Raw genomic sequence first — 11,691 nt, 5'->3', positions numbered from 1 at the left:
AGACCGTACGATGAGTCTTTTCTTCCGGCACCTCGCCGAGAGTTTCCGCAAGCCGGACCACTGGCTCTATGCCAGCTGGCTCGATGTGATCACAAAGTACCGCAAGAACGTGCTCGGGCTGTTCTGGATCTTCTTCCCGCCTATCATCTACATCTGGGGCCTGGGCGGGTTCCTTGCAGCGGTGCAGGGCCGTCCCGCCGCCAACTTCCTTGCCCACATCGGGTTCGGCTTTATGGTTTTCCGGCTCACGTCGACGATGCTCATGGAGGCTGGCGCGAGCTTCGCCGCGTATCGGCCTTACATTCTGGAAGGCAATCTGCAGCTCACGGATTTCGTGATGCGGCCGCTGGCGAGGGCTGTCATCCATTTTATCTTCGCCGTTCCTTTGCTGGTGATTGCGCTCGTGGGCGAGACGACGGTACCGGCGGTGGGTGTACTGTTGTCTCTCGCCGGCTTCCTGCTAGTGCTGGTGAACCTGTTCGTCTACGGCATCCTGCTGGCGTTGCTGGGAGCGCGGTTCCCGGACGTCAACGATTTCCTGGGCAGTGTCATGCTGGGTGTCTTCCTGATCACGCCCATCTTCTGGTTCTCGGACTCGGCGCCGCCGGGCACGATGCAGGGCGCGTTGATGCGCGGCAATCCGTTCCATCACATGCTCGAAGTGATCCGTGCCCCCCTGCTAGATACGCAGATCGAGCCGCTTACTTTCGTCTACCTGGGTGTGATGACGGTCGTGGGGATCCTGCTGGCCGCCATCTTCTACTCCCGTTTCGCGCGCCGCGTGCCCGCTTGGCTTTGAGAGGAATCCACAAGTGAGTGCATTGCTACGGGCGTACAACATTTCCCTGGAACTGCCCACCGAAGTCCACAAGACCGGCAAGAAGGGGTACAGCGATTTGCTGGCGACCATTTCCGGCTCCGTTCGATACCAGAGCGCGATCCTGTCGGGCGTGAATTTCGAAGCGAAGGACGGCGACCGCATCGGTGTCATGGGCCTCAACGGCGCGGGCAAGACGACGCTGCTGCGCGTGCTGAATGGCGCCTACACGCCCACCGCGGGCGTGCTGCGCGTCGAGGGCTCGCGCCACTCGCTGCTCAATCCGCTGCTGGGCTTCTCCGAGCAGGCTTCCGTGGCGGAGAACATCTTCCTGCGCGGGACGGCGATGGGCCTGAGATACCGGCAACTGAAGTCCGTTGCCAAGGAGATCCTGGAGTTCGCAGGGCTCGAGGACAAGGCGGAGTATCCGTTGTACAGCCTGTCCAGCGGCCAGCGCATGCGGCTTGGATTTTCCATCACCACTGCGGTCCAGCCGGACATCCTGCTGATGGACGAATGGCTGTCCACCGGCGACGCTGCTTTCGTCGATCGCGCGCGCAAGCGCATGAAGGGACGATTCGAGGGCAGCCGTATCGTCGTGCTGGCGAGCCACAGTACCAACCTCCTCCGCAACACCTGCAACAAGGCACTGGTTCTCGAGAAGGGGCGCATGCGCTTCTTCGGCAGCATTACGGACGGCTTGGATATCTACCGGGATATCGTCTCGCAGGCGTCCGCCGAGGAGCGCGATGCGGCGGTGAGTTCCGACCCGATCCTGTTCGGTAGCACCCAGGGCGCCATCGAACGGATCCGGAGCAGCCGCACGCAGGTGGAAGTAGTCGGTTGGGCCACTGACGAACGCGGCAAGGAGCCGAATGTTTTCAGCCTGGAGTTCCAGGGAACGAAGCACCTGCTGGAGACATTCGAGCGCATCCAGCGCGACGACGTCAATGAGTATCTCGGCAAGCGCGGAGGCAAGTATGGTTTCAAGTTCGTCCTGCCCGTGTCGCAGCCGGTGAGCGTCGAAGCGCTGCCGGGCGAACTTCGCGTCAGCGTGGGATCGAGCGTGTCGCGCTTGGGGCCGTCGTTGCCGCTGGTCAGGTCGTGCGTCGTGGAATCGGTATCCGATGAGGGCGCGGGCGCTACCGGTTCAGGCTGACCAGAGGCCGTGTCCGGCGCCGGTCCTGCCGGTGCTGAGTAACGATCCCTTCGGACGAGCATCGACCTGGAACATGCAATGAAGATCATCTGGGCCTGGATTCGCGGAAAATCTTCAGTGCGGGAAATGGAAGAGTACCGGACGTTGAAGAACGCCGGTGCGTTCGATGCCGCGTTCTACAAGGCGAGCTTTCCCGCCGCCGCGACCAGTCGCTTGGATCCCATCACCCACTATCTGCGGGTCGGAGAGAAAGGCGGTGGTAAGCCTTGCGACGGGTTCGATCCCGCCGAGTACCTCGCCGCTTATCCGGATGTCGCCGGTGCGGGGCAGTCGCCGTTCGTCCACTACTGCGCAAATGGCTGGCGCGAGCAGCGCGATCCATCATCCGGGTTCAAGGCCGCCTGGTACGCATCGCAGCACATGAGTGCCGAGGAGCGGGCGTCCCTGTCTCCGCTTCGCCATTATCAACTCGTCGGCAAGGCCGCGGGCCTGGAGGTCGCTCCCCCCGAGTCGGTCGTCGCCAACGCCCTGCGCGCATCGGGACTGTTCGACGAAGCGCGCTACTTGGCGCTTTACCCCGACGTAGCCGAGGCGGGCATGGACGCCATCGGCCACTACGAGGCGCTCGGTGCCAGTGAAGGGAGAAGTCCCTGCGAGGGCTTCGACTCTCGCTACTATTTGGAGTCGTACCCGGACGTGGTCGCCAGCGGCCAGAATCCATTTCTGCACTTCCTGCAGCATGGCGCTCGCGAGGGACGAAGCGCTTCTGCGGATTTCGACACCAGCTGGTACGCCAGGGTCTATCTCAATGGTGAGCACGATACCGGGCTGAATCCGCTGGAGCACTACCGTCGGCACGGGCGCGCACTGAGGTACAGCACCATACCTGTCGAGGAGCCGGCCTACGGCATTATCGAGCGGTCGGGGCTGTTCGACAGGCGGGCCTACCTCGACCGGTATGCCGATGTCGATGAGAGCGGCGCGGACCCTTTGTTGCACTATCTGCGCCATGGCAGCGCCGAAGGGCGCGTGGCATGCGAGATGTTCGACGACCGTTATTACTTGTCGAACAATGGCGATGTACTGGCCTCGGCCATGAATCCGCTCGCGCATTTCTGCGAGTCGGGGTGGAAGGAGCTTCGCAATCCAGGTCCCCGCTTCGACGTGTGGTGGTATTGGTCGATGCATATGGATCCCCGCGACGAGGGCGTCAATCCGCTCGTCGAGTACATGCGCGTGGGTATTGCGCGGGGCGACTCGACGCGGCCGGGCACGCCGCCGCGCCCGAGATCGGTGGAGACACTGGTCCAGGGATTGCCGGGACGTAGCATCCGCCGCGCCTGCCTGTTCGCCGGCTTCGACAAGGACGGCCTCGTGGACGACTGCGTGGTCGCATATGTGCGCGAACTCAGCCGTCACGCCGACGTCTACTATTTCGCTGACTGCGAGATGCGCGAAGGCGAGCTGGACAAGCTGGCCGGCATTACCAAGGGAGCGTGGGCCGCGCGGCATGGCGCCTACGACTTCGGCTCGTACTCGGAGCTCGCCGTGCATCGGGTGGGTTGGGGGGCGCTGCAGTCGTACGACGAGGTCCTCTTCGCAAACGACAGCTGCTACCTGCTGCGCGACCTCGATCAGGTCTTCGAGAAGATGGATGCCATGCCTTGCGACTGGTGGGGGCTTCAGGCGACCAAGGGGATCGCTGCGACCGCCCATGCGTCGCGCAACCGCTTCCGTGACCCCATCCCGCTGGGTGTGGTCAAGGGCTCCCTGCTGGGCGAGTTCGAGAAGGACTACACCTACGACTTCCACGTGGGGTCATATTTCGTGGCCTATCGGCGGAACGTCCTCGATGACGTGGACTTCAGGCGGTTGATGTCCAGCGTCGTACCCCAGGTTTCGAAGAAGGACGTCATCCTCAAGTACGAAGTCGGATTGACGCGCTACCTGATTTCCAAGGGCTTCTCGTTCAACACGTTCATCGATCAACTCTATCCTTTCCATCCGGCATTCAGTGGCTGGTACTTCTGCCTGATCGAGAAGGGCTTTCCGCTGTTGAAGCGATTGCTGCTGACGGACAACCATTACGGCGTGCCCGGGTTGAGCGCGTGGGTGGACCGCGTAAAGGAGAAGGTGCCGGGGTGCGATGTCGGCGCCATCCAGCGGCACATCGACAGGGTCGTCGACCCGAAGCGCCTGGCGTTGAGTCTAGGCAGCGCTGAGACCTGGAGCGAGGGAGGCCGAAAGCTTGGACGCCTGCTGACGGACGCGGAATTCGCCGCGCAGGACCTGGAAGTCCGGAAGCAGCGCACATGGTGGGCATTCCCGGTCTGTGGCTTCACACACCGCTTCAGTGGCAACGAAAGGGCCGTCTTCGAGGATGTCAGGAATGATCCGGCCATTACCAAAGTGGTGCTGACCCGTGAGCGCGTCGTGGACGTCGAGGGTGAGAACGTGCACGTGGTTTCGCTGTACAGCGAGGAAGGCCAGCAGTTGCTGATGCGTTGCGGGACGGTCTTCATCCGCCACAGCGTGCCCAGGAACGTCGTCCATCCGATCGCCTGCGATCTGCGCAACGTCATCAATCTCTGGCATGGCATCCCGTTGAAGCGCATCGGATACGCTTCCGTGGATCAGGCGGGCCGGCTCGGCGCCCTGCGGGACGAACACCGGAAGTACCGGTCCGTGATCAGTTCTTCCGAAGTCGACCGCATGGCGATGGCATCCGCGTTCTATCCCCTGTCCTACGAGGACGTGTGGATGACCGGCCTGCCGCGGATCGATTTCATCCTCCGGGACCTCGACAGGCTGCCGGAGGATCTGCGGCAGGAGTTCGCGTCACTGCTCGATCTGATGGCAGGCAGGAAGCTGGTGCTGTTCGTTCCCACCTTCAGGAATGGTCAGGACAGCGCCTACTACGAGTTCTCCGATAGCGAGAAAGCGAGGCTGGTGGACTGGCTCGACAGGCACCATGCGGTGCTCGGTGTGCGCGAGCACATGGCCGATACGGCCAGGTCTTATTCCAGGTCGCTGCGAATGGATGGCCGGTGCATTGACCTGTCGGACGACGCATTCCCGAACATAGAGGTGCTCTACCGTGCGGCGTCGGTGCTGCTGACGGACTACTCCAGTTGCTTCATGGATTTCATGGTGACCGGGAAGCCGGCGGTCAGTTTTGCGTTCGACGAGGTCCAGTACGAATTCATGGAGCGGGGATTCTTCTACCAGCTGCGTGACGTATTCCCGGGCGAAGTAACGGGCTCGTTCGATGAGCTGATGTCGGCGTTGGAGCGCGTATTCAGACCGCCCGAGCCTGGGGGCGAAGATGCGATGGAATGGAAGAGACGCCTGTTCTTCCACTATCTCGACGACGGCAACGCACGGCGCGTGGTGGAGCAGGTAAAACGTATTTCAGACAGGGATGTGCTGGGTGGCGCAGCCCATATTCGTTGGGGATTGGAATGAAGACGGTAATCACGTACGGGACGTTCGATATCCTGCACATCGGGCACATCAACCTCTTGCGTCGCGCTCGTGCGCTGGGCGACAGGCTTGTGGTGGGGCTGTCGAGTGACGAGTTCAATCGCGGAAAGCATAAATCGTCCCTGCTGAACTTCGAAAACCGCAAGGTGGTTCTGGAATCAATCCGCTATGTCGACGAAGTTTTTCCCGAGCACAACTGGGAGCAGAAGGTCGACGATATCAAGCGCTATGGTGCCGCCGTTTTCGTGATGGGGCATGACTGGGAGGGCAAGTTCGATTTCCTGTCCGAGTTCTGTCAAGTGCGCTACTTGCCCAGGACGGAAAGTATTTCCACGACTGAAATCAAACAGTCGCTTGCCATCAGTGTCGTCGGGGTGACGCAATGAGCACCCAGGAAAGTAGGAATGTGGCAGTGGAAGGTGCTGGGTTGCTGCGCGCAATAAGGCAGCGACTTCGGGGCGATAAGTCCCAGGAAAGCCAGGTCGAGCAGGACATCGCCTTTCTCCAGAGCTGTGCCCAGTTCGACCGCGAAGGCTATCTACAGCAAAACCCGGATGTGGCTCAAGCCGGCATCGATCCGGTTGAACATTATGTTCGCCATGGGGCTGCTGAAGGGAGGCTCCCGTGTGCTGGCTTCGATCACTTGCGCTATGCACGTGAGCATCCTGAGGTAGCTCTTCGCGGAATCAATCCGTTCCGACACTATCTTGAGCATGGTGCGGAAGCGGCCAGTATCAAGCCGAACGAGGGAGCTGCAAGCCAGCAGATGATCGACGATGCGGAGATTATTGCCCAGTCAGGCGTGTTCGACCGCGAGGGCTATCTTGCTGCTTATCCGAGCGCGGCGTCCGCGGATGTCGATCCGATCATGCATTACCTGAAGCAAGGCGCCAAGAGTGGGTACGACCCATGCCCATTCTTTAGTACTCGCTATTATCTGAAGACATATCCCGATGTAAAGAAAGCCAAGATGAATCCGTTGGTGCACTTCTGCCGATGGGGTTTTAGGGAGTTGCGCAATCCTCACCCTGATTTCGATGCTTTCTGGTATGCCATCGTCCATCTGGTAGGTAATCCAGGTCAAGTCAATCCACTTGCGCATTATCTGGATGAGGGGCGACGCCAAGGTCTTTCCACACGTTCCGCGACGCCCATGCTGCCGGCAGAGCATCAGCAATTGCGTGACGCGTGTGACGCCATTGTGGAAGATGCCATCGTGGACGCCACGGCCTGCATCAGGCTCGCGAGCGTCTTGGAAAACCGAAAGATGCTGGCGCTTGCTGAAATGCTGTGCCGCTGCGCGCTTTCCAAGCAGTGGGATGATGCAGCAACGCATGCGCGTCTCGCTGCGCTGCTGTCGCGACAAAGCAAGTGGTGGCAAGCGGCGGATTCTTGGCAGCAGGCGCTCATAGGAGACGAAAGCCAGTCGGAATGGTGGTTCAAGCTGGCAGAGGCGCACAAGGAAATGCGTCGTTTTGACGCGGCTGTCGTGGCGTATTCACGGGCAATGGCCATCAATCCCAAGAATGGGAAGTGGTGGTATGGCCTTGGCTATGCTGCCGAGAAGGCTGGTCAGACTAAGCTGGCAAACACTGCCTATACGGAGGCGATCAGGCTCGATCCGGACTCAGGTGCGAAGCAGTTTGGTGTCGGGGCACTCCATCAGGCACGAGGCTACTGGTCGGATGCCGCGATTGCTTATGAAACGCGCTTGCGCGAATTCCCACTCGACGCCGAACTGCACTATCGTCTGGGTATGGCGCATGACCGTTGCTACCGATGGGATGCGGCCCGGGCTTCTTACCGTCGGGCTTTGTCGCTCAATCCTCTTGGTGCGGCATACTGGCATTATCGCTTGGGGTTCGTGCTGGAGCGGATGGCTCTCTGGGATGAGGCCGGCCAAGCCTACGCTATTGGCATCCGGCTGAGTGAAAAGCCCATGCCCTACTGGCATTACCGCAGGGCATATGTGCTTGCCGAGGCAGGCCGGTATGAGGCGGCTTGCTTGGAGCATATCGCGCAACGCAAGAACGCACTCGTCGATGGTGGGGCGTACGTGCATGCAGAGCCTGACGCCGTCGGACTGCGGGAGGCGGTCGCCCAAGGTGCGACAGAGTCCCAAGCTGTTGCGGAACACAAGGGCGGGGAGACGGCCGGCGAGTCGGTTTTCCAGGCCTACATGGCCGAGTTGGATGTGGAGCTGGAGGTCGCGATACGTGATGCTGTCGCGATAGATACTACTGATGCAGCCATTCACTGCCGCTTGGGCGAGGCGCTTGAGCGTAAAGAAGATTGGGCAGGTGCCGCATCTGCTTATGCCGATGCCCTAGATCGTAGCGTCACCTATCAATCGAAATGGTTCTATCGGTTGGGTTTTTCGTTGTTTAGAGCCGGTAGGTTCGAGGAAGCCTGCCGGGCCTTCCGCCAGACCTACATTACCCAAGTGGCGTCTGGTATCGACTCGGCGGCATTGGCGAAGGCGCATCCATCCGAGGTTCTTCCCGCCACCTATGTCGAGTACATGAAGAGCCTGCCACTCAGGGACAATGTGATTGTCTACGAGAGCCATATTGGCAAGCAGTACTCATGCAATCCACTGGCGATATTTGAGTATCTGGTTAATCATCCGGATTACAAGTCTCTGTTGCACGTCTGGGTCATCAATGATCCGGAGCGTGTGCCGGACTCTCTGCGGCATTACCCCAATGTGGTATTCGCGCCACGCCCTTCGGATCTGTATCTACGCTATCTGGCGACTGCGAAGTATCTCGTCAACAATACGGTATTCCCACAGTATTTCGTGCGCCGCGAAGGGCAGAAATTCCTTGCCACATGGCATGGCACGCCGTTGAAGACATTGGGGAAGCAGCAGCAGTACAAGTTCCAGGATCACAAGCGCGCGCAGCGGAACTTCCTGCAGGCGACGCATATCATCAGCCCAAATCCGCATACTACGGGAGTGCTGTTCGACAGCTACGATATTCGCCACACGATGGGTGGAAAGCTTGCTGAGACCGGCTATCCGCGTGTCGATCTCACGCTCAATGCGAGCGATGCAAGACGTGCTGCAATCCGTGCCCAGCTCGGTGTGGGTGGACGTCGGCCGGTCGTCTTGTATGCGCCCACCTGGCGCGGCACGTTGGAGACGGTGTCGTACGAGGTGGACAAGGCCAAGGCGGACATCGAGTTGCTTGCGACTCGGCACGATTGCGACATCGTCTTTCGTGGGCATCACCTGATGGAAAAGGTATTCGATGCCGACAAGGTCATGGGCTGCATCGTCGCACCGGCAGCGCTCGACACCAACGAGCTACTGTCGGTTGTCGACGTGCTGATTACCGACTATTCCAGCATCTTCTTCGACTTCCTGCCCACCGGCAGGCCGGTGCTTTACTACACCTATGATCTGGAGGAGTACAGCCGTGAGCGCGGCATGTACTTCGCCATGGATGAAATGCCGGGCTACAAGTGTTGTGACGTGGAGGCATTGAGCGAAGCCCTGGGCAGGGCGCTCGATGGTCAGTTGGCGGATGCGGACCACCACGCAGCGGCTCAGTCCCGTTTCAATACACACGACGACGGGCGTGCGACGGAGCGTGTAGTGGATTTCCTTTTCAAGGATGCCACCACCTGCGTGGTGGATCCGGGTTCGGGAGCAGGGAAGCGCATCCTGATTCATGGTGGTGGCTTCCAACCCAACGGCATCACCACGTCCTTCCTCAATCTCGCCAGGCATATCGACCGGTCGCGGCTGCACCTCACTGTGCCGATCGCCTCTGGCGCGCTCGAGTTCGATCGCAGCGCGCGCAGCCAGTTCGCGCGACTGCCGGAGGATATCGCGGTTGTTTCACGTCACGGTACGGTCCCGATGACCTGGGAGGAGCGCTGGCTGCGCACGAAGTACGAAAGTGGGCAGCAAGCGTTTAATGACGACCAGATGGTCATCATCAAGGGCATCTTCTCGCGCGAGTACGAACGCACATTTGGCACGGCGAAGTTCGACGCGGTCGTTGCATTCTCGGGATACGACGCGTTCTGGGCAGCAGTCCTTAATTTTGGTACGGATGCGGCGCGCAAGGTCATCTATCTTCATAGCGACATCTACGACGAGTACGTTGCCAGGTTTCCGGAACTGATGCGCATGCTGAGGATCTATCCGCACGCGGATGCCTTGGCATGCGTCTGTGAGCAATCGCGCATTGTGAATACGGAGAAGCTTGCTGGCTGGTTGGGTATCCCTCCGGAGAAGTTCATCAGTAGCGAGAATGTGCAGGATCCGGAACGGATTCTTGCGTTGGCCGATGAGGAGATCGATGGGGCCGATGCAAGCTTGTTTGGCGTCGGACCTGTGTTCATCAACATGGGCCGGATGTCCGTCGAAAAGGATCAGGCGAAGCTGATCCGCGCGTTTGCACGCCTTGCAGCGGAAGATGCTCGGCCGAAGCTGTTGTTCCTTGGCGATGGGCCGTTGCGTGGTGAACTCTGGGCTTTGGTGGAGCAGTTGGGCCTGACGGATCGAATCCATTTTCTGGGTTTTCGCGCGAATCCCTATCCCTATCTCCGCCATGCCGATTGCTTTGTTCTGTCGTCAAACCATGAGGCCAAGACCATGTCGCTTATCGAGTCCCTTATTCTCGGCTTGCCATTTGTTGCCACGGACATTTCCGGCAACGCGGACGTGAAGCACATGTTCCCGGCGAACTTCGTCGACAACGATGAGCAAGGGTTGCTCGAAGGCATGCGCCGCTTCCTAGATGGCGCGTTGCCCAAGCCAGAATTTGATTGGCACGCGCACCAGGCGGATGCTCTGGGTCAGTTCTATAGCCGTGTAGTCGGCGTGAATCCTGAAGCGCAAGCATGGGTTCATTGATGCGCCTGAAGACAGGCGGATAAGCTTTAGGAAGGGCCGGATAACTGCCACCCCTGCGTACGGATCATGGGCAACGGCAGACTTGTTTGTACCTTCCCTTAGCTAAAGGCTCTCTGTGTTCTTGCTTGGAGATCCTTCATGAAATCCGCCTACTGGGTCTGATGGATGATCTGGCGTCGACACAGTCGTTATCGCACTCGAGTAGGCTGCAGCGCGAGTGGCAATTGGAGGTTCGTACTATGTCCATTTCGCAGAATGTTGTTGTTCCCGCGCTTGCGGGAAGGACCGACGTGAAAGTTTCGCTGTCCGAGCTTCAGTCTTGTGGGGTTTCAAGGCTTGTCGCTGATAATCCGATGTTGCGCATTCTGCGCGTCGATCATGCTTCGGTTGCCTGCGATGCACGCAACCTGCTTGATCTTGCGATGAAGGATAAGTCGGTCCGCAGTGTGGTAGTCGAGCTTGCCAATCACGCATTCGTGGCTTACATGCTGAAAGAGGGCGTGACCTCGTTTGTGCATCACTCATTTATTGGAAAGCTGTGGCAACGAGTCAAGGATGGGCCTTGCGAGGTCGATCGCCACGATCTGGTATATAGCGTAGATGAGCCATTAGCAGGCTTGGCCACTACGCGACTCGTCGTGGTGTTTTCGTCCATGGCCGGGAAGATCCGTACTTCCAGTCTGATGCGACATTTCGAACAGAACTTTGCAACCATCCAGAAGTACCTCCCGGCCGGTACGGCGGTGCTGCGTATTGCCGATTTTGGTGGTGTCGTCGGTGGCTATTACATGAACACCTTGGGCTTGCCAGAGACGGAAAATCACGTGCAAGGTCTGATTGCCGACGTTGCCGGGCGATTCCGGGTCGACTCTCGGGATGTCGTGCTCTATGGGGCAAGCAAGGGCGGCTCAGCGGCGCTGTACCATGGTCTACTCGGGAACTATCCGGTAGTGGCTGCTGATCCGATTCTTGCGGATGAGTACTACATCAGAACTTTCAACGACTCCCATTTCACGGTGGGAGTGTTTCCGGAAGACAAGAAGACCAAGTTCGGTCGTCTGGCTGCATCGACTGACCTCGATCGACTGCCCCCCATTGCGATATTGTGCTCGAAGAGATCTCCACAGTATCCCTACGTAATGGAGACGCTGGGTGAGCCGATGCGGAGCCATGTGGCGTTTTTCGATTCGCGCCATGCCGGTATCAAGACGCACCCGGACGTCAGTCCCAAGACACTGAATCTTGCGGTGATGCTGTTGAACATGCAGTTCTACCGGCTGCCGATTGCTGGCGGCATGCATGTGGTGGATGAAGTGTCTTACCAGGAGGATTCTGGTAGTCGCGCTATCTGAAATCGGGGGT

The 11,691-nt window shown here is 59.3% G+C and carries 6 protein-coding genes; all 6 read left to right on the top strand.

Annotation, left to right across the window (positions count from 1 at the left end; all coding sequences use genetic code 11):
* The first annotated feature begins 10 nt into the window (after positions 1 to 10).
* The 6 genes from IB230_RS12275 (at position 11) to IB230_RS12250 (ending at position 11,681) form a co-directional block, all read left to right on the top strand.
* Positions 11 to 799 (top strand): ABC transporter permease, encoded by a 789-nt coding sequence (locus tag IB230_RS12275; protein ID WP_192272558.1) that lies wholly within the window; start codon positions 11 to 13, stop codon positions 797 to 799.
* Positions 800 to 812: 13 nt separating this feature from the next.
* A complete protein-coding gene (locus IB230_RS12270; RefSeq protein ID WP_192272557.1) occupies positions 813 to 1,976 on the top strand; it encodes an ABC transporter ATP-binding protein in 1,164 nt (387 codons plus the stop codon).
* Positions 1,977 to 2,054: 78 nt separating this feature from the next.
* The gene (locus IB230_RS12265; protein ID WP_192272555.1) at positions 2,055 to 5,441 is read left to right on the top strand and encodes a CDP-glycerol glycerophosphotransferase family protein; all 3,387 of its coding nucleotides are present in this window, start codon (positions 2,055 to 2,057) and stop codon (positions 5,439 to 5,441) included.
* Positions 5,438 to 5,845, top strand: a complete 408-nt coding sequence (gene tagD / locus IB230_RS12260; protein WP_192272553.1) for a glycerol-3-phosphate cytidylyltransferase — start codon at positions 5,438 to 5,440, stop codon at positions 5,843 to 5,845. The genes IB230_RS12265 and tagD overlap by 4 nt, the downstream gene beginning before the upstream one ends.
* Entirely contained in the window at positions 5,842 to 10,329 is a 4,488-nt protein-coding gene (locus IB230_RS12255) for a CDP-glycerol glycerophosphotransferase family protein (RefSeq protein WP_192272551.1), read from the top strand. Before tagD ends, IB230_RS12255 begins: the two co-directional genes overlap by 4 nt.
* Positions 10,330 to 10,568: 239 nt before the next feature.
* A complete protein-coding gene (locus IB230_RS12250; RefSeq protein WP_192272549.1) occupies positions 10,569 to 11,681 on the top strand; it encodes an XcbB/CpsF family capsular polysaccharide biosynthesis protein in 1,113 nt (370 codons plus the stop codon).
* Positions 11,682 to 11,691: the final 10 nt, after the last annotated feature.

The organism is Pseudoxanthomonas sp. PXM01 (genome assembly GCF_014851815.1).
Lineage (GTDB): Bacteria > Pseudomonadota > Gammaproteobacteria > Xanthomonadales > Xanthomonadaceae > Pseudoxanthomonas_A.
Note: the sequence above shows the minus strand (reverse complement) of the source record. Positions and strands in the feature narration are given on the sequence as shown.